General features: G+C 53.5%; 18 protein-coding genes and 1 pseudogene. 7 read left to right on the top strand and 12 right to left on the bottom strand.

Going from position 1 to position 22,935, the window contains the following annotated elements; genetic code table 11:
- The first annotated feature begins 22 nt into the window (after positions 1–22).
- Together leuC and leuD are read left to right on the top strand one after the other, a co-directional pair.
- Positions 23–1,435 carry a 3-isopropylmalate dehydratase large subunit gene (leuC, locus tag DES29_RS00950; RefSeq protein WP_016474275.1) on the top strand — a complete coding sequence of 471 codons (1,413 nt, stop codon included), beginning with the start codon at positions 23–25 and terminating at the stop codon, positions 1,433–1,435.
- An 18-nt stretch (positions 1,436–1,453) separates the two neighbouring features.
- Entirely contained in the window at positions 1,454–2,113 is a 660-nt protein-coding gene (gene leuD, locus DES29_RS00945; RefSeq protein WP_021994765.1) for a 3-isopropylmalate dehydratase small subunit, read from the top strand.
- Positions 2,114–2,252: 139 nt separating this feature from the next.
- Here the strand turns inward: leuD and DES29_RS00940 are convergent, their stop codons facing one another.
- Positions 2,253–3,770, bottom strand: a complete 1,518-nt coding sequence (locus DES29_RS00940) for a flavocytochrome c (RefSeq protein WP_016474273.1) — start codon at positions 3,768–3,770, stop codon at positions 2,253–2,255.
- A 306-nt stretch (positions 3,771–4,076) separates the two neighbouring features.
- The gene (locus DES29_RS00935; protein WP_016474271.1) at positions 4,077–4,730 is read right to left on the bottom strand and encodes a DUF362 domain-containing protein; all 654 of its coding nucleotides are present in this window, start codon (positions 4,728–4,730) and stop codon (positions 4,077–4,079) included.
- A gap of 29 nt (positions 4,731–4,759) precedes the next feature.
- Here DES29_RS00935 and DES29_RS00930 point away from each other — a divergent pair, with 29 nt between their 5' ends.
- On the top strand, positions 4,760–5,125 hold the full coding sequence (locus DES29_RS00930; RefSeq protein ID WP_147145832.1) for a hypothetical protein: 366 nt from the start codon (positions 4,760–4,762) through the stop codon (positions 5,123–5,125).
- Here DES29_RS00930 and DES29_RS00925 read toward each other — a convergent pair.
- The 4 genes from DES29_RS00925 to DES29_RS00910 all read right to left on the bottom strand — a co-directional run bounded on the left by DES29_RS00925 (position 5,106) and on the right by DES29_RS00910 (position 9,282).
- Positions 5,106–5,690 carry a flavodoxin gene (locus DES29_RS00925; RefSeq protein WP_016474269.1) on the bottom strand — a complete coding sequence of 195 codons (585 nt, stop codon included), beginning with the start codon at positions 5,688–5,690 and terminating at the stop codon, positions 5,106–5,108. The genes DES29_RS00930 and DES29_RS00925 overlap by 20 nt on opposite strands.
- A 25-nt stretch (positions 5,691–5,715) precedes the next feature.
- The gene (locus DES29_RS00920) at positions 5,716–6,669 is read right to left on the bottom strand and encodes a DUF362 domain-containing protein (protein ID WP_113854312.1); all 954 of its coding nucleotides are present in this window, start codon (positions 6,667–6,669) and stop codon (positions 5,716–5,718) included.
- A 356-nt stretch (positions 6,670–7,025) separates the two neighbouring features.
- The gene (locus DES29_RS00915) at positions 7,026–8,489 is read right to left on the bottom strand and encodes a sensor histidine kinase (RefSeq protein WP_113854311.1); all 1,464 of its coding nucleotides are present in this window, start codon (positions 8,487–8,489) and stop codon (positions 7,026–7,028) included.
- Positions 8,490–8,577: 88 nt separating this feature from the next.
- Positions 8,578–9,282 (bottom strand): response regulator transcription factor, encoded by a 705-nt coding sequence (locus DES29_RS00910; RefSeq protein ID WP_016474266.1) that lies wholly within the window; start codon positions 9,280–9,282, stop codon positions 8,578–8,580.
- A 289-nt stretch (positions 9,283–9,571) separates the two neighbouring features.
- Here DES29_RS00910 and DES29_RS00900 point away from each other — a divergent pair, with 289 nt between their 5' ends.
- Complete coding sequence (locus DES29_RS00900; protein ID WP_021995146.1) at positions 9,572–12,013, top strand: phosphoethanolamine transferase; 2,442 nt, start codon at positions 9,572–9,574, stop codon at positions 12,011–12,013.
- Between the two features lie 123 nt (positions 12,014–12,136).
- On the opposite strand, the gene DES29_RS00895 is transcribed toward DES29_RS00900, so the two are convergent.
- Complete coding sequence (locus DES29_RS00895; protein ID WP_021995145.1) at positions 12,137–12,964, bottom strand: hypothetical protein; 828 nt, start codon at positions 12,962–12,964, stop codon at positions 12,137–12,139.
- A 658-nt stretch (positions 12,965–13,622) separates the two neighbouring features.
- Here DES29_RS00895 and DES29_RS00890 point away from each other — a divergent pair.
- From DES29_RS00890 to DES29_RS00880, 3 genes and pseudogenes are all read left to right on the top strand, one after another.
- Positions 13,623–15,830 (top strand): annotated as a pseudogene (locus tag DES29_RS00890) (autotransporter outer membrane beta-barrel domain-containing protein).
- Positions 15,831–16,439: 609 nt separating this feature from the next.
- On the top strand, positions 16,440–18,782 hold the full coding sequence (locus DES29_RS00885; protein WP_113854309.1) for an autotransporter outer membrane beta-barrel domain-containing protein: 2,343 nt from the start codon (positions 16,440–16,442) through the stop codon (positions 18,780–18,782).
- Positions 18,783–19,539: 757 nt separating this feature from the next.
- Positions 19,540–19,983, top strand: a complete 444-nt coding sequence (locus tag DES29_RS00880) for a hypothetical protein (RefSeq protein ID WP_016474260.1) — start codon at positions 19,540–19,542, stop codon at positions 19,981–19,983.
- A gap of 21 nt (positions 19,984–20,004) precedes the next feature.
- Here the strand turns inward: DES29_RS00880 and DES29_RS00875 are convergent, their stop codons facing one another.
- From DES29_RS00875 to DES29_RS00855, 5 genes are all read right to left on the bottom strand, one after another.
- Entirely contained in the window at positions 20,005–20,328 is a 324-nt protein-coding gene (locus DES29_RS00875; protein ID WP_021995139.1) for a rubredoxin, read from the bottom strand.
- The gene (locus DES29_RS00870) at positions 20,321–21,214 is read right to left on the bottom strand and encodes a hydrogenase expression/formation C-terminal domain-containing protein (protein WP_005432611.1); all 894 of its coding nucleotides are present in this window, start codon (positions 21,212–21,214) and stop codon (positions 20,321–20,323) included. Before DES29_RS00870 ends, DES29_RS00875 begins: the two co-directional genes overlap by 8 nt.
- Positions 21,215–21,254: 40 nt before the next feature.
- The gene (locus tag DES29_RS00865) at positions 21,255–21,734 is read right to left on the bottom strand and encodes a thioredoxin domain-containing protein (RefSeq protein ID WP_016474258.1); all 480 of its coding nucleotides are present in this window, start codon (positions 21,732–21,734) and stop codon (positions 21,255–21,257) included.
- 41 nt (positions 21,735–21,775) lie between these two features.
- Positions 21,776–22,111, bottom strand: coding sequence for a HypC/HybG/HupF family hydrogenase formation chaperone (locus DES29_RS00860; RefSeq protein WP_016474257.1), 336 nt, complete (start codon positions 22,109–22,111; stop codon positions 21,776–21,778).
- Positions 22,112–22,185: 74 nt separating this feature from the next.
- Positions 22,186–22,875 carry a HyaD/HybD family hydrogenase maturation endopeptidase gene (locus DES29_RS00855; protein WP_113854307.1) on the bottom strand — a complete coding sequence of 230 codons (690 nt, stop codon included), beginning with the start codon at positions 22,873–22,875 and terminating at the stop codon, positions 22,186–22,188.
- Positions 22,876–22,935 lie beyond the last annotated feature (60 nt).

The following is a 22,935-nucleotide window of genomic DNA, read 5'->3' as shown; positions in this document are numbered from 1 at the left end:
TCAAAGATTTCAGGCTTCAGTTATGTCCCGCACTTTGTACCAGAAGATCGTTGACGAACACACCATAAAGCGTATTGACGCCCAAACGGTGCTTCTTTACTGCGACGTGCATTTTGCCAACGAATACACCTCGCCGCAGGCCTTTGCAGGGCTCTCATCCCGAAAACTGCCTGCGGCGGTGCCCGACGCTCATCTATGCGTCGTCGACCACATCATTCCCAGCACCGATGAGTCGCCCAGGCGAATCACGGATCACGACAGTTTTGTGCAGGCGCAAACGCTTGAAGCCAACTGCCGCAAATTCGGCATCCGTGCGTTCTACGGTCCAAATGACCCGAATCAGGGCGTCGAACATGTTGTGATGGATGAACAAGGCCTAGTGCGCCCGGGCATGGTGGTCATTTGCGGCGACAGCCACACCACCACCCACGGAGCGCTCGGCGCTTTGGGGTTCGGCATCGGAACGTCTGAAATAGAGCATCTTCTCGCGACTCAGACGCTTGTCTACCGGATGGCCGGCACCATGCGGATCTCTATTGCCGGCCAACTGCCCGCCGGCACGGAGCCCAAGGACCTCGCGCTGGCCGTACTGCGGCGCATTTCCGCGCGCGGTGCGCTGGGCAAAGTGGTTGAATACTGCGGTTCGGCTGTCGATGCCCTCACTATTGAAGGCCGCATGACGCTCTGTAATCTGACGGTTGAGGCTGGAGCCCGAGGCGCATTGATCGCGCCCGATGACAAGGCGTTGGAATGGGTGAAAAAACACGCGGCCGGGTTAAGTGATGAAGACTTCAGCGCCATGGCTGCCTATGCGAAAGAGCTGCGCTCGGACCCAGGCGCCTCATTTGACACAGAAATTGAATTGAATGCGGACGATACAGCGCCAATGGTGACTTGGGGAACGAGTCCGGAGCAGTCCGTCGCCATTGACGAAGTCATTCCGGATCCAAACGCTTTCACCGATGAAATTGAGCGTTCTGCGGCGCTGCGCGGACTAGCTTATCAAGGCCTCTCGGCTGGCCGCAGGATGGCCGGGGTTCCGATTCAGCATGTTTTCATCGGAAGCTGCACCAACGGCCGAATTTCTGATCTCCGCGCCGCAGCCGCCATCCTCAAAGGCCGGAAAGTCCACCCGTCGGTTTGTGCACAGGTGATGCCCGGATCCATGGCAGTACGCCGTCAGGCGGAAATGGAAGGTCTGGACAAAATCTTTAAGGAAGCGGGTTTCCAATGGCGCAAAAGCGGATGCTCGCTCTGCCTTGCCATGAACGGCGACATGCTCGCAGACGGCGTTCGGTGCGCCTCGACCACCAACCGAAACTTTGAAGGCCGTCAGGGCCGCGGCGCAAGAACGCATCTCGTCAGTCCGACAACTGCCGCGGCATCGGCCGTTGCGGGCGTTATCACTGATCCTCGCACGATGACGCGGCTTTAACGCGTGAAGGAAGTCTTTATGGAACCGTTTACTCAGCTTTCCGGCATTGCCGTTCCGCTTCCCATCGACAACCTCGATACGGATCAGCTCATGCCGAAACAATTTCTGCGCAGCATTGACAAATCCGGGCTTGCACGCGGTCTGCTCTTCAACATGCGCTGCGCTTCGGACGGAACGCCTAAGCCCGACAGTGTTTTCAACAGACCGGGATTTGAACATATTCAGATCATCGCTGCCGGCCCCAACTTCGGCTGCGGATCCAGCCGAGAGCATGCTGTTTGGGGCCTCCTTCAATTCGGCATTCGGGCGGTGATTGCGCCCTCTTTTGGTGAAATTTTTTATTTCAACTGCTTTAACAACGGACTCCTGGCCGCACGAGTAAGCCTCTCGGATTCGAAGGCGATTCTGGATGCACTCTCAACAAAAAAACCTCAGTCTCTGACCATTAACCTAGAGGACTGCACGATCTCACTCACCGGAAACATCGCCGAGCACTGGTCTTTTTCCATTGCTCCGCGCCACCGTGCAATGCTGCTCGATGGGCTCGATATGATCGATGCCACCCTGAAGGACCAAGAGGAGATCAGAGCATTTCAGCAAAAACATGAAGCAAAATTCCCATGGATGGCTCGGCTACCGGGCAAATGGCGAATGCTGCGCGACAATCCGTCCGTCTGACTGAGTCACCCTTCGAACAAGCCCAACGCCTGAACGGGAAAAGAGAAAGCCCGGTTCCTCTGCGAAAAGAAGAAACCGAGCTTCTAAAGCTCTGCGGAACTTCAGGTGCCAGCGCACCCGAAATCCCGATTTTTAAGGTTTAGGCCTTGGCAGCCGTCTGACCTGCTACGCGGCCGTAGACCAAGCAGTCCAGAATAGCAACCGAGCCCAGACGCACTGCGCCGTGCACGCCGCCCGTCGCTTCACCGGCGGCATAAAGCCCCGGAATCGGCTTATACGTGCGGACATCGAGCACGCGGCATTCCTTGTCGGTGACAAGGCCGCCCATGCAGTGGTGAACCTTCGGCTGCAGTTCGCAGACGTACCAGGGGCCGTCAACTAACGGTACTTGATCGTTATTGATGTAGCGGTTCCACACCGGATCAGCCTTGGCCTTCACGACCTCATTGAACTTCTCGACCTGAGCCTTAAGCGCATCGGGCTTGATGCCGGCAGCCTTGGCAAGATCTTCAAGCGTGTCGTACTTCTCAACGATCTTACGTTCAAGCATGCGGTCGAGCAGACCCGGACGCTGTTTCTTCAGCGGCCCGACATTGGGTTCATTGCAGATAGCGAAGCACTTGCGGCCATTAGCTTGTTCAACCATGATCGCATCGGCGCGAACCTTGCGGTTGGCGAGCTCATTGACGAAGCGTGCGCCGTCAGAATTCACCCAAAGACCATATTCAGCGGCAGCCGTTTGATTGAACATCCAGCCAATGCCCATGCCCTTTTCACGCGGGCAGCCCCACGGGCCGCACTGAATCCAGTCGTTTTGAACCTGAAGAGCGCCGATGGCTGAGGTTTCACGCCAGAGCTCAGACGTTGCGCCCGGCTGGTTCGTCGTATCAAGCGTTTCGTTAAGCTTGGGATCCTGATACATACGGTACGTAACGTCGGCCGAGAAGCCGCCGTAGCAAAGCACAACGCCCTTCTTGGCACGAATGAACTTGGTCTTGCCGGAGTCTTCACGCGGGAAGCGATAGCCTTCACGCACCTCAAGCCCCTCAACACGGCCGTCTTCGCCGCGGATGATGCGTTCAACAAACACACGGTTGCGAAGCGGAATGCCGAGTTCCTTGCACTTGTCGATTTCCTTGGAGACGATGCCCGAACCCGAACCGTTCTTCGTTGTGACATAACGCGGGACACTGTGGCCGCCTTCCTGACCGATGGCATCGGGCAGATATTCCACGCCGAGATAATTGACCGTCCATTCATAGTTCGACAAGGCGCGCTCCGCCATGAAGCGAACCTTATCGACATAGTTCATGTAATTGCCGGCCGCCAGAATATCTTTTTCGAGCAGGTCGACGGAGTCCTTGATGCCGTGAAGCTTTTGCTGCGGACAGCCCGTAGCCGTCAGAATGCCGCCGTTAATGGCAGAGTTGCCGCCAAAGACGGCCATTTTTTCGAGAACAATAACGTTCGCACCAGCGTTCTTGGCTTCAATCGCTGCGGCCAGGCCGGCAAAACCTGAACCGACGACGATGATGTCTACCGTTTCATCCCATTTCGCCACGGGTTTGGACGCAAAAGCGGACGTTGCACCGGCGAGCGCAGCCGTACCGACAATTGAGCTCTCAATCAGGCGGCGACGAGAAATATTGGCAGTCATAACTCTCTCCTTTTTTTATTGATGTTCACCGGCATTCCGTTTGAAAACGATTGGTCTTCATGCCGAAAACATCAAACGTTTTGTTCGAAGCACGAGCGCACTTCGAAACCGGCAGACAGGATTGTGATTCCCGCCTGCTGTTGCCGAGGGTTATATCGCTGCCCATTTAAGATTTACATAAGAATTAACCCGATAGATACGTCACGAATACAGTGCATCCAACGAATAACACTTATTAATCCGTTTCTCCCGTATGTATTCAGTAATTGTTGCCAATTGCTACTTTTTTCCTTTGGCAAAATTTTGTCATACACCCGTTCGATGATAGATGCGGCTTCCAGCGCCTACCGCCGCCAGCTTTTCGAGCTGCAGCCAACCCGAATCTATTTTTTGGTCAATGGGCTGTCTTTGAGCGGTATGGCTGGGCAGCTGCCAAATCAAATCGCAAGCCGCCTGATCGGCTGCCACGGGATCCAACGATCCAATAATCCCTAGGTTTCCGGTTTTCGGCGCTGCGCCGCCAAAGGGTTCGGCATGAATATTGGAGAGAATTGAGATGGCTATCATCTTGCGGCCCATACGCGCTTTTATCCCTTTAACGGCATCCGCAAGGTTCGTGAAGAATGCTTCTGAGCGCTGGTAGCCCGGCTCATGCACGGGCGCCTTGCCGTCGGGCGACGCCAAACCGATGCCGATGTTTTTCACTGCACCGGTATAGCCCGCAAAGCTGGGAATCTTGAAATTGGTGAGAACAACGATGCCGCCATAGTCTTCGAGCATCGCACGGCACACTTCAATCTCTTTCAAGTTTGCGCCGTCAGGAATCGGAAGTTTCACATAATCCTCGGGGCGCTCTGCTCTGTCGAGCACGTCCACCGGCGCAAAGTCGACGCCCTGGCTGCGAATTTCGGCAATATGCGTTGCGTATGCCGGCGGCTGCCGCCAAAATCGCTCGCCCAATTGGTCTCAACGAAACGGCTTCCCGGAATATGGGCCTGAAGCGCACGAAAAAGCGGGAGATTCACGGCCGCTTCGCCGCCGTGAATCTTGATGCCGACGCGACCGGACAAATCACCCGAAAGCTTCTCATAAATACGAATCAGCGCATCGGCCGAAACTTCGGGCGAGAAAAATACTTCTGGGGGGCCTCCGCTCCCCGTACGCCGGGCGCAGAGAAAGCCATCCCGACCGCCAGCCCAAGTTCAATCGTGCGCCGGCGTGAAAGCGAAAGCCTCAAGCCGCTCATCACATCACTGGCCGTTGTGATCTTCTCTTTATGCCCTGCGCCCATTTCAGCATCTCCCGCAGCAAAAAAACATTCCATCCGTTTTTTCGTCAAAGCCCGCTGCGCTTAAGCCAAGCGGCCAAATCATCTCGGCTCGAGGCTGCACGGCTTTCCGTCGTGTGAAAGCCTTCGGCAATCTGAGCATTCGGACAAAAAGTGCGCACATCGGCCCATGCACCGGAGGGCGACGAACTTGCCGAAACACAGAACGGCAGCACACGTTTGCCCGCAAGCGGATGGTCCATGAGGAACGTACGCATCGGAATGGACAAGCCTCCCCACCAATAGGGACTGCCGATCACAACGACGTCATAGCCCGAAAGATCGGGAATCGCGGCGGCTATTTCTCGCCTGGCATTGTTTGCGCGTTCGCTGCGGGCGATGCCCGTCATGGCCGAATAATCATCCGCATAAGGCTCCTTCAGCGTGAGCTCGAGGAGATCTGCACCGGTTGCTGCGGCAGCAGCTTCGGCGAGCCCTTTGGTTGTGCCGGTCCTTGAAAAATAAATAATGATCGCTTTCGCACGGGTATCGGAACCTGAGGCAGCCAGGCTTCCCCGAACCAACCCGGCACTGGCCAATGCACCGGCAGCGAGCTGCATCACGTGACGGCGTGATAATTGCTGAGCATTCATGATTATGTCTCCCAAAAGAGGTTTGTTATCCAAGCGATTCAATGCGGTATCGCCTCACGCCCATGGCAAGCCTTTCCATGGCATCGAGCTGCGTAAGGCCGCTTCGTGAAGCGATGCGCTCCTCGAGCGGGCGGCGTTCTGCCGGCGGAAGCGTTCCAACCCAATCAATGGAGGCCAGATCGACGGCCAAAATGTCAGTCGAAGCCAGAATGCCGAGATCGCGAGCTTCGGGCTCGGCAGCCGATGTGCCTGTACAGTCGCAGTCCACCGACATGCGGCGCAGCACGTTGATATAGGCAATGCGGCCCTGAAAGTGATCCGTCACTGCCTTCCCGGCATCAGCCATGCGTTCGAGAAATGCCGGGCCGCGTTCCCAGCCCTGATGAATCTCAGCCTTTCCCTCGCGTCCGGAAGCGCAGCCGATAGCAACGTTTTTGAGCGATCCGCCGAAGCCCGCCATGCCATGCCCTTTGAAATGGGTGAGCACCAGCATCGAGTCATAGCGATCCAAATGAGATCCCACCGTCACGGACTTGAGCCGACTGCCGCCCGCAATCGGCCATGGTGTGCCGCCCTCTTCATCCAAGATGTCAACGGGCGCGAAAGTCCAGCCGTTTGTAACGAGCGTTTCACGATGTCGGGACGCTGCAGCCCGCGGCCCGCCGTAAAGCGTATTCGTTTCAACGATCACGGCGTCCGGCAGCTCATTTATGAGAGCTTTCACCCATTCGCGCGGCAAAATGTTGGGACCGTGCGGTTCGCCCGTATGAAGCTTCACCGCGATGCGGCCTTTAAACGTGCTCTGCACGGATCGCAGAGCAGCAACTAACCCTTCGGCCGTCAATGATGTCGTTTGATATACAACTGCTTCTCGGCCGGCCGAAGCGATCGATAAAGATTCCGCGCTCACCTGCGAGAGCGCTGCAGCCGCAGCTGTTCCGGCGATTAAACGCCGACGCGAAATACCGCAAAGGCTCATCGCGGCCTCCTTGCAAATCAGAGTTTTTTCTTGTCAGCGAATAATTGAATAAGCATTGCTTAATTAAAATGCCAACTTATTTCAATATTTCGCTGCGCACCATCGGCCGCCTGCAGTGCTGCTGCACTTTAGGAGAGAGGTCCGTTAAAAGAACAGACCGCAGGTGGGTTCGTGCGAATACATTCTCTGTTTCAAGAGCAGTGATGTCCAATGCTTAATAGCAATGCCTTTTTATGCGTTTTTTGGATGGAGAAAGCCCCCTGCACTTTGATGCCGGCCGGCCCCTTATCCGCGGCGAATAGGGCTCAGCCGACACATTGATTCAAACATGCAGGGCGTATGCCGGATTGGGTGCCTCACCCGAGCTCATCGGAGCGGCGGACAGGCTCAGCAGCATCTGCCGGACTCACCAACGTTACGGTGAAGGCGTTGCCATCGGGACCCGAAGCAAGATTCACCTGCCACCCCATGCGCATACAGATGCGCCAAACGATGGACAGTCCCAGACCAAACCCCGTCTGTTCGATATCCGCACTCGCCTTTCCCCGGACAAAAGGTTCGAAAATCCGCTTCTGCTCCGCTGGAGGAATAGGGTCGCCATGATCGGCAACGACGATGCCCGTACTCGTCTCAGTCACTTTGATCTCCCCTTCATGCGAGTAGGCGAGCGCATTCTTGACGAGGTTCGACACCACAGTGCTCAGAAGAAGCGGCGAAAAGCTCCCCGGACAGCAGTCTTCTTGGCGAAAAACAAGCTGGCGGCCAGCCTTTGCGGCCTCCGGGATCCATAAGCGGCCGACAGCCTGAAGCACGTCGCTCACTCGGTCGCTGCCCGCGTTTTCAGAGAGCCGAGCAAATGCGAGGAACCCTTCTACAAGCTCGTGCATCATTTTGGACGACCGTTCGATCTTGTCCACCTGCCGCTGCTGGGCAGCTGTGAGTTCGGTGAGCTTGAGGAGCTCCACGCTCGTCTCGATCACGGTCAAGGGCGTGCGCAGTTCGTGACTCACGTCGCCTGTGAAAGCTTTTTCTCGCTTCAATGCTTTAAACAGACGATGCATTGAGGCCGAAAGCTCTGCAGCAAGATTCCCCACTTCGTCTCGGGTGATCAGCTCTTTGGGAAGCGGCTTCCAAGTATTTTGTGACGATGCCGCACGAACGGCAGCAGCGAGTTTTTCCACCGGCCGCATAACCTGCACCGCCAGACGTTTGCCGGCCGCAGCCCCGACCAAGAACACCACGAGCAGCACAGCGAGCATCAAGATAAAGAGCTCCTGCTCCTTTTCTTCGAACCCTTCCTGATCACGCACGATCATCAGGCTCCCGCCCTGCCAGGCACGCCGCCATACAAATACAGCCGGCGCTTCGGTAATTTCAGTAAACCCGAACGGGCAGTCCTGAAACTGGGCCGGCACAGGCTTCAATCCCGGCGCGTCGCCATACACATCAGCGTGCGGCAGCCCTATTGCGGTATCGCCTCGTTCGATCTGCGAAACCACATAATCCATGTCGTCCTCAAGAAAGCTCGAAATAAGCTCTTCTTCGGTATAGCCGATGACGCCTACCATCGCTGCGGAATAAAGCGCAGCCAAACCGGTGAGGAGCACCGTAAGCGCAAGCATAATGCGCTGTGAAAGACCTCTCGGCGGCTTCTGATGGAGCTCTCGCTGCTGATCATGCGCCTGAGGCGATGCTTGGGATAAGCCCCCTTGCGCTTCATAGGGACTGCCTGACTGAACAGCTGATGAGGGAGAAATCCTCTCCTCCTGCGCAGCGCTCAACTGCAGGTTTTCACGACTCCTGCCGCTCAAATTCGTCATCTTGGGTCTCGCCGTGCTTTGCGGCCGAATATATTTGTTTACAATAAATGCTCTGGCGCTCACTCCTTTCCAGCCAGCAGCATGAAGGTTATCCCTTCACCCCATCGGGCGCACAGACAGACCAGCCGGCACCGGGGTGCGTTTTCAGCATTGGAACATTGAAAGGTTTGTCGAGCGCCTGCCGAAGAAGATAGAGGTTGCTTCTGAGACTATCAGAGATCGGCGCACCATCAGACCAAACTTTGCTTTCCAATTCCTCTCGGCTGACAACGCGGGGACTCGCCCGCATCAGCACCGTGAGAATGCGGAAACAAGTTGGGTTAAGACGAAGCGATTTGCCCTCGCGTTCAACTGAGAGCGCATCCGGGTCGAGCACTAGGGGGCCCACCTGCAGTTTCTTTGACGCACCGGCAGTCATGCCGCTTCGTCCCGCACGCCGCAGAAGAGCTTCCACGCGGGCATTAAGCTCAAGCAGTGAAAAAGGTTTGATGACGTAATCGTCCGCTCCGGACTCCAGCCCCGCCACGCGGTCGTCAACGGCATCGCGCGCCGTGAGCATCAGGATCAGTATTGAAGACCCCGCGAGACGAAGCCGGCGGCAAAAGCTCATTCCGTCTTCCCCGGGCAGCCCCACATCCAAAACAATGAGCGCAATGTCTTCTTCGGCAATCAATTGAGCGGCCGATGCAGCATCCGAAGCGCCGATCGTTTGATGGCCGCGTAAGTTCAGGTATTCGCATATGTTTTCTCGAATATCTGAATTATCGTCCACGACCAGGATGCGGTTAGCCATTCGTTCCTCGCTGCATTGAAGTCTGCCAAAGATGCGCAAAACGGACTGTCCATGTCGTCAACGCATCACAGCACCACATTTTATGGGACGACGTCTTCGTTAGCATTCGCAGCGTGAATTTTGTTTACCGATCATCTTGTTTTCACTCATGAATTCTCTTTTTTGACGGGCTTTTGACGGACGCTTTACACCGCCTTGACAGACATTGGGAAAAATCACCACCGTCAGAGTCCCGAGAGGGTCAGGACTCGCAAAGCTCTGAGCGTCACCGCTCAGTTTGTGAATCATTATGTCGTCCATTTTCAACCTGTTCCGCAGCAGTTCCGCATCCGACTTCAGTTTGCCCTATGCACGCAAAACGGCTGACTGGAACATCGTCCTTTGGCTGCTCGTACCCGCCTGGCTGCTTTTTTGGCTGTGGACCAATCCGCCTCACGGGTTCGATCTCGCCTTTGAACATCAGTTCTATGTGAACAATGCCTGGCCGCTTCATGCAGACGGCCGTATTGAGTTCTGGCTCCACTTCATGCCGAAGGTCATTTCCGGCGTGCTTTTCGCGTGCGTGCTGGGTGCTCTCACCTATCTGCATCAGTGCCGCCGCGCGGCAGTCATTCTCGGCGACCACGAAGATGCGGCGCACTGCAATCTCATCCTCTCGCGTCTTTACTATGCCGTGGGCGCTGCGCTCCTCTGCGTGGGACTCCTCTGGTGGTTGAAGCAGTCCACCGGCGTCTCCTGCCCCTGGAGCGTCACTGAATTCGGCGGCAGCGCCGCCGTGGCGGATCCCGGTCTGCCCTTCCTGCCGAAACCGGGACGCTGCTGGCCAAGCGGCGCTGCCGGCAGCGGCTTCTGCCTGCTTCCGCTCTACTTCGCTTTCCGCGACTTCAGGCCCAGACTTGCCCGTCTGCTGCTCGCACTGGCACTCCTTTCGGGTTTCGGCGCAGGGTTCGCCCGCGTGGTGGTGGGAGCGCACTTCCCGTCGCATGTTTTTGCCGCGTTGGCGCTGGACTGGCTGATTTCTGCGGGCATCTATATTGCCGCTTTTGACCGCGCCGGACTGGTGCGCAAGCTTCGCGCGCTGCTGCCTTTCGGCCGCCGTTCGACTGAGGATCAGCCCGGCCGCGTGACGCTTTATCTTTTCACGAGTCTCTGGTGGGCCATCGTCTTCAATGGTCCGATGACCGCCAAGCTCGCGATTGACAACAACCTCGTCACGACCGACTCGCTTATCCTAAGCCTGGGCACGACGGCCGCCTTTGCATTCGTCTCCGCAGCAATCATTGAACTCTGCGGACTGCTGCCGAAGATGGTCTTCCGCATTCTGCTGCTGATTTTGAATACGCTCGGAGCCGCCGCTTTTGCTGCCGCCTATCTTTACGGCACGGCGATGACGCCGGACATGGTCCGCAACTTCCTTGCCACCGATCCGGCAGAAGCACAAGCCTATCTGAGCACCCGCTCCGTTCTCCTCTTCCTGGCCGCCTGGCTGCCGCCGATGCTCGTCACGCTGGCCGCGAATCTAAAGAAATCCGCCAGCACTGCTCGCCCGACGCTGCTGCGCCGTCTGCTGGTATTCCTTCGCCGGCTCTTTACCTCCATTGGGTTTGCTGCGGTAGGCGTTGCGCTCATCGGCCTCAATTTCCAGGCTTTCGCCGGTGCGATGAGAAACGACAAGTCACTGCGCTACATGATCGCGCCGGTTAATGTCGTCTATTCAGGCATGCGCACCATCGTGGGTGACTCGAGCCCGGAAAACAACGGTCCGCGTGTGGCCGTCGACCCTTCCCCGTCGCTTGCCGTCAAGCCGTCTCGTCCGGCAGTGCTCGTTGTGATGGTAGGCGAAACCACGCGCTCAGCCTCCTGGCAGCTCGCGGGTTACAGCCGCGAAACCAATCCGCAGCTCTCCGAGCTTCAGATTATCAGCATCCCTCGCGTTGAAGCCTGCGGGACGTCCACCGACGTTTCTCTGCCCTGCATGATGAGCCGTATTGGCCGCAGCGACTACAACCGCGATCGAATCCTCTCTGAAGAACAGCTCCCGAGTCTCTTAAACCGCGCCGGCGCCAACGTGCTCTGGATTGACAATCAATCAGGCTGCAAAGGTGCCTGTACGGGCGTCAGCTCCCGTGCGACGACGCCTAATCCGCAGGACTGCCCCAACGGCGAATGCGGTGACCGGGTATTCCTCTCGGAATTGAAAGGCGAACTTGGGAAACTGCCCGCCGACCGTCCGACGGTACTATTCCTTCACATGATGGGGTCTCACGGTCCGGCCTATTCGCTTCGCTCCGACAAGGCCAGAAAGCTCTTCGAACCGGAATGCACCGATGCAGACCTTAAGAGCTGCAGCCGCGAATCGGTTATGAACGCTTACGACAACAGCGTGCGCGAAACGGATTACGTTCTGGCGTCTCTGATCCGCATGCTTAAAGATACGTCCGGCAGCATCGATTCCGCACTCGTTTATGTCTCCGACCATGGCGAATCCCTCGGTGAAGGCGGTCTCTACCTCCACGGCGCCCCCTACTGGATGGCGCCCAAGGAACAGACTGAAGTGCCGATGGTGCTCTGGATGGATCCGGGATTTGAAAAGACCTTCAGCATCAACCGCAGCAAGCTTGAAAAGAATGCCGCCGGCCGAGTGACTCATGAGAACCTTTATCACTCCGTCCTCGGACTGCTCAACGTCAAGTCAACAACCTATGTGCCGACCTACGACCTGACGCACTAAACGATCAAGTCGTCCATCAGGCGAAAACGAAGAAGGACTCGATAGCCGCGCAACAGGCTCTCTATCGAGTCCTTCTCTTTTTTGGAAGTGTTTTCTCAGAATAACGGCAGACACTGCGGTCCGTTATTCGCCCTGATCAATACGTCCGAACAGTCTTCGGCACCCTGCTGCCTGAGGATGGAGCCCATTGAAGAGACTTCGATAGTGCTTATCCGCCGATTCCAGAAGCTGCCGGCGCTCTTCGGGTTCAGGCTTATTCACCAGACCAGCTGTGCGGTGAAGATTGAGCGCGAGCTCGCCAGCAGCAAGCAGCAGCTCATCAGGATGCGGCACACCCAGTTGATCACCCGGAACCGTCAGCAGCACGCGCGTCCAGAAGCGAAGATCCGGATTCTCAAGCTGTGAAAGCGTATCGGCAGCCAATTCAACAGCAGCGGGCAGCATGTCGCCGTCCAGTGATGACGGCAGAAGCTCAGACCAGTCTTCCACAAGAGATGCGCGCAATTCACGGTTAGCGTCGCCCAGCCGCTTGATGGCCACATCGAACTGTCCTGTACGCATGGCCAGCGTGCCTTCAATCAGCGCAAACGGTGCGCCGACACTCCCGCCGGCCGTCGCAGCAGCCCGCAGCGTAGGCAAGAGATTCAGTGCAACCTGAGCCGGCGCAAGCGTCGTCTGAACATCTGCACCAGTCTGAGAGAAACCTTCCACCATGGCGCGCAAAAGCCGCCGGGCATAAGCCGCATCCAAAAGTGTTTCCTGAGAAATTGCAGAAAGCGCAGCGGCGATCACGCGTGCACGTCCAGAACCGGAATATGGGAAGGCTTCAAGCAGGGCCACCGCTTCTTCATGCGCCGGCGATGCCTCTTCCTGACGGCGAGCATGTTCCTCACGCCGAATGTGATCCGTCTGGGCAAATTTAGCCATATAACGATCAAGCCATTCGAGCATGCGGACTCCTCCTTTCCTAAACCGTTTCTGCGATCTCAATCCTAGCCAATAAACATGCGGCTTGTCCTACGCATTTGCCTCTACCAAAATGGAGAAAAGTTAGAGGATTGATCGCGAAATATGGGAGAAAACGCATATAGAACCTCTGCAGCATCGATCGACATGAAATCTTTCGCCTAAACACTGCATAGCCATTCATGTCGAGATCAAACATTCTGAAGACCGCGTAATCAACGTGTCGTTGGGCGTCTACAACTTAGGGTAATTACTGCGCATAAATTTTCCTTACTGTCAGAACGATAAAGAATGCAAACATTTGCCAAGCGAGGACCGCGAAACAGTCTGAACTGATGCAGGCTGAGACTGCAAACAGCCAAAAAAGATAATTGTTTTTTATGGGTTTTTAGACTGCACTCTTCAAAAACAACTGTTCATTTAAAGACGCATCAATGATATTTATTGGCATGACAAATTCGTTCTATCAAGCGATGCACAGAAAGTTATTGCGCATAACGCTTTCGAGCAAGATAGCTCTGTCAAACAACATCTCGTAGGATAGAAACAGATTTGTGAAAACTATCGCAATGGCAAATATAAATCAACTAGCCACAAAATAGATTCGCAAACTTGTCAATCATTAAATATTCCGTTCGCAATTATGATCTTCCAGTACAAAAAAATTACCCCTCCCCCTATCAAACTTAGCAAATTATGGGCATTAACGGTGGTCGCTGCCATCACAATTCATCCTTGCATTGCAACTGAATTGAATAACCTTTATTTTGATGGAATCACAAATAAACATGGCAACCCTGAATTCGATAATAAATACTTGAATTCGGACGGCTCATTTAAAAATGAGTATGACAACATACACATTCATTTAAATGATGTATCCCCTGATTACATTCCGCCATATGCCATTTTTTTGGGTGGGCTCATTAAGATATCTAAAGGTACAACTGAATGCCTAGTCGTTAAAAATAAACTTACCGTTCAGGGCGAAGGTAAAACAGTAGAAATAATTAATACCGTCCAGGGAAAGAAAAAAGGACAAGAAGTTGATAACAATGGCGGGATATACGCTGAAAATGGAAACATAGAATTCATAAATGCAGACAATGTGTACATCGCCTCTATTGGTGGAAATGAATATGGTAATCACAGCACTGCCATGACCGCCAGCGGGTCAAATGCCAATATAGAAATTTCTGGAAAGAAAGTTCAGCTTATTGGATCAATGGATGTAAAAAAAGGGCAAAACGCTACTATTAAAGTTGAGTTATCCGGAAGAGAATCTTTCTGGTACGGCAGTGCCATTGGAGAAAGTGAAATAAATAAAGTGAATATTTTTCTTTCCAACGGAGCAACATGGATAATGAACCCGCACACTTCACAATCAGTATCAAAACCTCTCCTGGGTTATGATGGCGATGGATCAAGCGGAAAAAGATTAAGTCACCTAACTTTAGACCAAGGCATTGTATTATTGGCAGACGATCTAATTCGGGAACGCTATAATAATACAGTCATAACTAACAATGATATCAACTATAAATTAGCAGATTATCGACCTGGTGGAGACTACTCCGAAGTTAATATTCTTAACTTATCCGGTCCAGGCGGCATTTTCAAAATAGATCTGGATTGGCAAACCAATAAAGGCGCAAAGCAATACACTGATACAAGCGACTTCATCAAAATTGGCCAAGCTGAAGATAATTCGAACCAAACGGTATGGTTCGACATCAGCAAGGCCCATTTGGATGAAATGAAGGATGGCGACAAACTTTATTTTGCGAGTGTTGAATCCGGAGATACGACCTTCTCTACCAACGCTGATGGTGAAGTCAGCAGCGCTGACGAAATCTACAGTTTCAAATACAGCTCTCAAAGCGAAGAATCTGACAACCTCACGTACTGGTTCCTGACGAAATCTCAGGGAGGCACCAACGAAAATATCGCCCTCTTGAGAAACGCTGCACTGGCATCCTATTCACTGGCTTCGGATCTGGATCGCTTCGACGAGCGCCGGGACGAAGCTCGTTATGAAGAGGCTGGCGCCGGCGGTCTTTGGGCTCGCTATCGCTACTCCGACATTGGCCGCGACAACACTTTCGACATGGACAAAAACATGATCCAAGTGGGCTATGACAAGGAAGTGTCCACAGCCGACAGCCGCAAAATCGTGGGCATTGCGTTTGACTACACCCATGCCGATACCGATCTCACCGGTATTTCCGGCAGCGGCAGCAATGATCGCTAAGCCTTGAACCTCTACTATTCTGTTCTGGCCGACTGCGGCGGCTATGCCGACTTCACCGCGAAAATCGGTCGTCTCGGCAGCGATTATGACCTCCGCAATCAGGCGGGGCAAAAAATCGGCAGTTCGTTCTGGCAGACGTTCTACGGCGTGAGCGCTGAATTCGGCTGGCGGTACGCCTTGAATGACACCTTCTTCATCGAACCGCAGACTCAGCTCCAAATCATCCGCATTGAAGGCGACCAGTTCGAAACGGACGGCGGCATCAAAGCTCAAATTGCAGACACCAACAGCGTCATTGGCCGAATCGGTCTTCGTGCCGGCAGCACTTTCACGCTGAGCTCTGCAGAACAAAAAAGCACGGCGTATGTCTTCGCTGACGCACTCCGCGAGTTCAAGGGCGATTATGCCTTCTCTGCCGCAGGCCATTCGACAGCGGGCGACTTCAGCTATTCCGGCAAAGAGACCTGGTATGACGCAGGTATTGGCACCAATGTGGCCTTGAGTTCCAATGTCAACTTCCGCCTCAACGCCAAATACATTTTCGGCGGCGTTTTTGAGAGCAGCCGACAAATTGATGCCGCGATTCATTTCGCCTTCTAACCCATAGCGGTGAGGCCTGCGGCCACAACACGGGCTGCGGGACGACCACTCTCACCGATAAGTCGGGTTGCCTAGCCGGATCACCACGTTTCTCTGCGGGTGGTCCGGCTAAATGCATTCTGCGTGTATCCATACCTGAACGGCGCTGTTGCATACAGCTTACAAGACCAATCGTTGCCTGTCTTTAAATTTTCGCTTTCATTTGATAAACAAAAAAATCGAATGCGCTATTAGAAATTAGCAATCACACCAATAGATTGAAAAATAATATCTAACATATAGATGTTATATATGGTTTTTAGAATAAACCAAACCAAATCGAAGGGATAAACGGCAAAAAAATGCCGCTGCCGTCAAACCATTTAGTTGGAGCCCCACAACTTAGGGAAAACTCTCTAAATCGATAGATGTATAAAAATGAAAACACATCTAAACAAGCTGGTTTTCATCTGTCAACAAAAGATGATATGAAATACATCCAAATCGCATCATCGGCAATGAAAGTCTTGTTTGTAAACTACATTTAGCACGAATGAGCTGGAAATGCCTCTGGCTAAACAGTAATCAATTTTTTATATTCTGAAAACTTACTGATATGCATTTTAAGCAATGCATCGTGCTTCCATTCAATATTTATTCACAAACATCAAAGATACGCATCTCACTATAGGATTGGATTCGATTTTTTCCAAAATCATCTTCAATTGCGAAATCAAGCTATTGAAAAAAGCAATTATCGCAATAAAAGATACATTTATAAACAATCCAATCTTGGTTGCTTGCGTGATGACGAACTACCTCCATAAAGTCCTGCCACCTCAGTATTCACACGTGAATAAGGTTTACTGTCTTTTGGCGGCTACAGTATTTTGCGCACTTCCGCTTTGCTCAACAGAAGCTGCCGCAGAAAATATTCTCAAATACAGTGGCACAACGAATATTCATGGGGATGCCAAAACATGGGCAGCCAAAGATGAATATGACGGTATCGATATCCGAGTAACAGGTGTTGATCCCGGCTATTACACTGAGACTACGGAAGCACTCGTTCTAAACAATCGATCCCTTAATGTTAAGGGCAAAGGCAAGTTCGTCAGCATCATCAATACCGCTCAGAACGAACGAATCGACAACAACGGCGGCATCTATGCTAAGGGCGGATCGACCGTTAATTTCACTGACGTCGATTCGATTTATATTGCCGCCATCGCTGGAAAGGAAGGCGGCAATGACAGCACGGTCATATCTGCTAAAGATCCCTTTATGGGAGATAGAACAGGACACACAAACACCATAAATATATCGGGTACTGTTGTTCAATTGATTGGATCTATAGATGTCTTTCATAGTCTCGGATCTCTGCTGAACCAAAATGCTCGTCATACAGTCAATGCCGCCCTGTCCGGTTCTGACTCTTTTTGGTATGGCAGCACTATTGGGGAAGACGGGAAACGAACTACAGTTAATCTCTCATTGTCTGATGGTGCTACTTGGATCTTTAACGCAGGAAAGTCCTTCCTAAACGATGGCGGAAAAATACACAATCTGAAGCTTGACAAAGGCGTAGTTCTTTTTGCGGATGCCGAGGTTTGGGAAACCTATCGAAATACAGTGATTAAAGGTACGGATTACGTATTGGCGAATTATCGGGATCCCAACCAAAGATATTCCCGAGTTGAAATTAGCAATCTCACGGGGCCTGGCGGCATCTTCAAAATCGATCTGGATTGGCAGTCCAACAACGGCGAACGGAAATACACTGAGAAGAGCGACTTTATCACCATCGGCACAGCGGAAGACGGTTCACGCCAAATCATTGAATTCGACATGGGCAAAGCTCATCTGGACGAAATGAAAAATGGCGACAAGCTCTACTTTGCAAGCGTGGGATCGGGGAGCACAACCTTCTCTACCAATGTCGAAGGTGAAGTCAATCGTGCCGATGAACTCTATCGCTTCGGTCTTCACACGCAAAGTGAACAAGATGGAGCTGATCAGCCTACCTATTGGTTCCTGACCAAGTCCATCGGCAGTGCTAACGAAAACGTCGACTTCTTGAATAATGCGGTGCTGGCCTCCTTCTCACTGGCCTCTGATCTGGATCGCTTTCATGAGCGTCAAGGTGAAGCTCGCCATGAGGAACGCGGCACCAATGGCCTTTGGGCTCGGTATCGCTATTCAGATATCGGTCGTAAGCACGCGTTTGACATGGATAAAAACATGATTCAGGTCGGCTACAACAAGGAAGTATCCACGGCAGACAGTCACAAAATTGTCAGCTTGGCCTTTGACTATACGCGTGCGGATACAGATCTCTTCGGCGTTTCCGGCAGCGGCAGCAGCGATCGCTATGGACTGAACCTCTATTACACGGTCTTAGGCGAGAGCGGCAGCTATGCTGACTTCAATGCGAAGATTGGTCGTCTCGGCAGTGACTACAACCTCCGAAACGATTCCGGCCAGAAAATCGGCGGATCGCTTTGGCAGACGTTCTACGGCGTGAGTGCTGAGCTGGGCTGGAAATTTGAGTTGAATGACTTTCTCTTTATTGAACCGCAGACACAGCTTCAAGTCATCCGCATTGAAGGCACTCGGTTTGAAACGGAGAGCGGCATCAAGGCTCAAATTGCGGATACCAACAGCATCATCGGCCGAGTTGGTTTCCGTGCCGGCAGCAGCTTCTCGTTTGGTTCTGCTGAACGCATCAGCACGGCGTATATCTACGGCGACGTGCTCCGCGAGTTCAAGGGAGATCACGTCTTCGCTGCCAGAGGCCATTCCACGTCTGTCGACTTCTCATACGCCGACAAAGAAACTTGGTATGACGCCGGTATTGGCGCCAACTTGTCTTTGAGCAGCAATACCGATCTTTGGCTCAATGCCAAATACATCTTCGGCGGCTATTTCGAGAGCAGCCGACAGATTAATGCGGGCGTCCGCTTCTCTTTCTAACCCTCTCGCAGACTTCCGCGGTCTCCATTCAGACCGCGTGAAGCTCTGCATTTCCAGAAAGTCGGGTTGAGTACCCGGACGGACCGTCAACTTCCCCCATTGACGAGCCGGCCAACACTCAACCCGCGTTTTATTTTGTGCTGAGCAGCAGGACATAAAATCATCCGGCACCCCCCTGCCAGACTTAATGACTGCCGTTTTCACCCGCCGCGCCAGCCATTGACCGTTTTTCGTTGATGAGCGCAGGAAGCTGCGAATCGCCTGCAGCAGGCTCGGAGATTTTCGTCAAAGAAGAGTTGGCTGGGCTGTCTGCCTGCCATAGCCTCAAATGCTTTAATTGTTTATCAAAAGATTAACTAGAGCCGTGGACTGGCAGCGAAGCCAATGAAATTTTGAAATTTCCGCTACTGATATCAAGCGCAATATAAAAGTGCTTCGCAAAAATCGGAATCGGGACAGTTGTTACCAGAAAAGCTGCCTAAGTACTGACATGAGACGGCACAGTCAGGCATTTCGGTGTGAGCAGCGAGGCACTGCAGCGGTTCAAAATGCTTTTTCTTGGCCGGAGATTGATTGGATCCTTCAAGTACTCTCGATATTTACGCTTTGTTTTGACGGAGGCTGTGAGGAATATTCACAGGTACCCATACCAGAATTCGAGAAAAGGATAATTTCTTAATTTTCAATGCATTAACAGCATACCCAGAAGCAACTGTTCATAGCTAGAATTACAGTAATCCTTCGTTGGAAACTTCTCATGCGTCGCGCCGTCACCTTCTCTTTAGTTGTCCTTACCGTCTTTCTGTGGGCTGCCAGCCTTTGGCGGCTTTCAGCCCGCGTCACCGGGATGGATCTCGTCTACGCCGGCATTCCAGCCGGACTGGCACTGCTGCTTCTGATCGGTTTTGCGGTCTCAGGGCGCATCTTTAATCCCAACGACAATGTTCGGCGGGTTTTCTCTGCCGTCCTCGCCGTCACGCTCCTTTTGACGATAGGGCTCGTCTACGCAGATATTTTTGTTTTTTCAGGCGAAATCTTTGAGCGGGGTCTCGCCATCTGGCGTCTTGATATCTTCTATCAAGAGCGCTTTGCCTACACGCTCGCTTTTGCCGGAGGCATCGTGCATCCGATCCTCTTCATCATTGCGGGTGTAGGCCTGCTCTGCCTGCCGCCCCCGAAGGACGGCTTCACGATGCGCTGAGCCAAAAGCGAGCGCAAAAATTTAGCCATGCTCCCAACGGTCGCTCCAGCCTTGAGCCGGACCGCTGGGATCAGAAGGATCTATCTGATCATCGTCGAGCGGCAGAAACGCTGTTTTTGGATGCCCGCAGTCAGGGCAGACGAAAGCATCAGGCAGATCTAAAAAGGGCGTGCCGGGGTCTATTGCCTCTTCGGGACACCCTTCGTCCGGATTGTAGACATACCAGCAGACCTTGCACTGCATGCGCGTATGAGCACCCACGCGGTCTCTTGCGTATTTATCAAGCAGCGCCTCCACCTCTGCACCGGTAGCAAAATGCGGTGCGCCCGTATCCTCTTCAGACATTAAGCACCTCCTCGGCCTTGATTTCGCCGCCGCCCAAAGTGCCGCGCTGTAAATCGTGACGCACCCATTCAATCAAGTCGGTGCATTTTGCCGCGCCATCGGCGAATTCTTCTGCTGAAATCGGAATTTCAGGCGGCACCTTAGCGATGACGTAAGCATCGAGGAGCGTCTTTCCTGCATTGTTGATGATCCGAGTTCTCCAGAGATTACGCACTTTGGTGTTCTGAATATGAGAACGAGTAATGCCCTGAAGCTCCACATCAATATCCCCCTGACCCAGGGTGGAAAGGAGCGCAGTCATGTCGCCGGGCGATAACGGCTGACGCTTCAATTCAAGCATGAAGCAAGGATCGGTCGGCATATCCGGCACGCCGGCATCGGCATCAAAAGCATCCAGCCGGTACTGCAGTTCCTGCAAAATGGCCGGCGCAGCAAAGACATCTGCACTCGGATTAACGAGCTGCGGGATCTTATCAAGACCCCGAGTACCGACCACCTGAACCGTACGCGGCAGCCGTGCCAAAACAAAGAAATTCTCCTGCCCTGAGCGGCCGCTCTGAACGCGCCAGAGTCCAGGGACGCTCGTGTCGCCCGCTTTGGCCTCACCGCCGAAGAGCTTGATGCGAACTTCACCCTCGCCCAAGGTCGCCAGAAGAAAATCGATGTGTTTGGGATCGAAGTGTGAGAAATCCCAGACTTCCTGCAAGCCGCTGCCGTCAGCAGGCGCACGGCCAGCTTTGATGTCTTCCAAATGCGCTTCAATTTTCGAGCGCACATCGGTCAGAAAAGCAATCGTTGCCTCCGCCGCCGCGCGTTCGGTTTCCGGATCAAGTTTGGGTGCCGAAAGCCAGCGCCGTGCGGCTTCTTCAACGGTAAAGGTCTGCATGGGTCTCTCCTCTTGAATTCATTAAGATGCTCAGCGTTCATCAGCCGCAGTGATGATCAGCTTGGCCGCCAGCGGGCAGAATGGAAATCGTGCGCTTGGGAGCCTCCGTACGCGCCGCAATCTCTGCGAGTTCGCGCAGGTATTCATCCCAGTCCTTCAGTCCCTGACAGGCACCGAGATAGACGCTGCCGCGAAAGAGCGCCACGGCGGGGAGTTTGCGCATTCCCCAGCGGGCAGCCAAGGCACGGCCCTCCTTCACATCGCTCATCCAAGCACCGTTTTCGGGTGCGAGCGCCGCCTCAATCGCCTTTTTGAGCTCTGCACCGATCACGAGAATGTCGAGCGTTTCTTTCTGATTGTTGGGATCATCACCGAAAAGCGCGATCTTGAGACCGGGGGTGTCCAGGAATTTTTCAACGCTCTCGGAGGTAAGCCGCTCAAAACCTTCTGTCGTCCACAGACGATTGAAGAGCGGATGATTTTCCGGGTCAATCTGCGACACGCGGGTGTATTTGGCCATTGTGAAGATTCCTTTTGCTCTGATTGGGGTGCGAAGCGCCGTTAAAGCGGCTTTCCGGGGGCGCGGCCGACAAGGGCGCGCAGATGTTCCGGGAGCTCCGGACCGCGGTCAATCAGATCGCCAAACCCCGAGCGGATTGTCTCATCATCAACATCACCCGCCATGACGCGAGCCGTTGCGCCGAGAGCAGCTTCAATTTCGCCGGCCTCTGCTTCCTCAATTTCGCGCAGCGCTCGATTTTGAAAAACCAGCAGCCATGCGCCGACCGCCGGCTGATCAATCATGGAGCAATCCACCTCAAGCCTGCGGCCGTTGCGTTCACAGACAACCATCATCGGGCCGCTTTCGAGCACCTTCATCGGCAGCGCAATGCACATTTGCGACGTTTCCTTTTCCAAATTCACTGAAAGCACCAAACCTAAGCAAATATCTGATGCCTCAGGATTCTTCCTTATTTTGTTTCTTCGGGATTTTCCACGGCGTGCCCCGCCGTCCGTACAAGGAAGCGTTCATCGCCGAAACGGCATGCTTCCTTGGCATCCGGACGCCCGGCTTCATATTCATTGAGCTCGAGCACACTGAAGCTGAGCGGAGTCACCTTCGCTCCCGCCGGACGCGGGGTAAGCTTTACACCCCATTCTTCAAGGAATTTGGCGCCGAGCTCAACAGCCTCGTCAAGGCGGCTGCGAATCAGCGGCGAAAGACTTCCGCCGTAATCATCGAGCAGTTCCGGCTGAATACCCACGACCGCTAAATCTTCAAGCTCGTAACCCAAGATGGCAGCCGATGCAAGCAGATCATTGAAGCCCGTCTGGTGCGGTGAAATCTTGGTTGACGACCAGATCTTCACATCACTTTTCTGCAGCACCTTGAGCGTACCCGGTTTTTCCTTGAAGTCGCAGCAGTCGAAAACAAGCATGCGGCGAGTCGAAAGAATTTCGTCAAGGAGCCATCCGCCGAGCGTGCCGCCGTCCATCACTTCGACGCCTGCGGGTGTTTCATAGCGCTGGTGAACCGCTTCGGCCGCGCGAGGGCCAAAGCCTTCATCGGCCCAAAGAATGTTGCCGATGCCAAGGATCAGCACGTCACGGCTGGCTGAACCGCCCTTAGGCAGTAAATCGGGGTGCACGTTCGCTTTCATCTTGAAATTTGAGGTTTTTATGCGAAAGAGATCTAGGCCGAAGCCTGACCGTCACTATAG

Source organism: Sutterella wadsworthensis, from assembly GCF_003315195.1.
Lineage (GTDB): Bacteria > Pseudomonadota > Gammaproteobacteria > Burkholderiales > Burkholderiaceae_F > Sutterella > Sutterella wadsworthensis.
The sequence above is the reverse complement of the archived record's forward strand: the minus strand, read 5'-3'. Positions and strand labels throughout refer to the sequence as shown.

Coding starts and splice junctions, on each gene's coding strand:
- leuC (WP_016474275.1), top strand. CDS start 23: ATGTCCCGCACTTTGTACCAGAAGATCGTTGACGAACACACCATAAAG.
- leuD (WP_021994765.1), top strand. CDS start 1,454: ATGGAACCGTTTACTCAGCTTTCCGGCATTGCCGTTCCGCTTCCCATC.
- DES29_RS00940 (WP_016474273.1), bottom strand. CDS start 3,770: ATGACTGCCAATATTTCTCGTCGCCGCCTGATTGAGAGCTCAATTGTC.
- DES29_RS00930 (WP_147145832.1), top strand. CDS start 4,760: ATGGGCCTGAAGCGCACGAAAAAGCGGGAGATTCACGGCCGCTTCGCC.
- DES29_RS00925 (WP_016474269.1), bottom strand. CDS start 5,690: ATGAATGCTCAGCAATTATCACGCCGTCACGTGATGCAGCTCGCTGCC.
- DES29_RS00920 (WP_113854312.1), bottom strand. CDS start 6,669: ATGAGCCTTTGCGGTATTTCGCGTCGGCGTTTAATCGCCGGAACAGCT.
- DES29_RS00915 (WP_113854311.1), bottom strand. CDS start 8,489: ATGACGAATTTGAGCGGCAGGAGTCGTGAAAACCTGCAGTTGAGCGCT.
- DES29_RS00910 (WP_016474266.1), bottom strand. CDS start 9,282: ATGGCTAACCGCATCCTGGTCGTGGACGATAATTCAGATATTCGAGAA.
- DES29_RS00900 (WP_021995146.1), top strand. CDS start 9,572: ATGTCGTCCATTTTCAACCTGTTCCGCAGCAGTTCCGCATCCGACTTC.
- DES29_RS00895 (WP_021995145.1), bottom strand. CDS start 12,964: ATGCTCGAATGGCTTGATCGTTATATGGCTAAATTTGCCCAGACGGAT.
- DES29_RS00885 (WP_113854309.1), top strand. CDS start 16,440: ATGCATCGTGCTTCCATTCAATATTTATTCACAAACATCAAAGATACG.
- DES29_RS00880 (WP_016474260.1), top strand. CDS start 19,540: ATGCGTCGCGCCGTCACCTTCTCTTTAGTTGTCCTTACCGTCTTTCTG.
- DES29_RS00875 (WP_021995139.1), bottom strand. CDS start 20,328: ATGTCTGAAGAGGATACGGGCGCACCGCATTTTGCTACCGGTGCAGAG.
- DES29_RS00870 (WP_005432611.1), bottom strand. CDS start 21,214: ATGCAGACCTTTACCGTTGAAGAAGCCGCACGGCGCTGGCTTTCGGCA.
- DES29_RS00865 (WP_016474258.1), bottom strand. CDS start 21,734: ATGGCCAAATACACCCGCGTGTCGCAGATTGACCCGGAAAATCATCCG.
- DES29_RS00860 (WP_016474257.1), bottom strand. CDS start 22,111: ATGTGCATTGCGCTGCCGATGAAGGTGCTCGAAAGCGGCCCGATGATG.
- DES29_RS00855 (WP_113854307.1), bottom strand. CDS start 22,875: ATGAAAGCGAACGTGCACCCCGATTTACTGCCTAAGGGCGGTTCAGCC.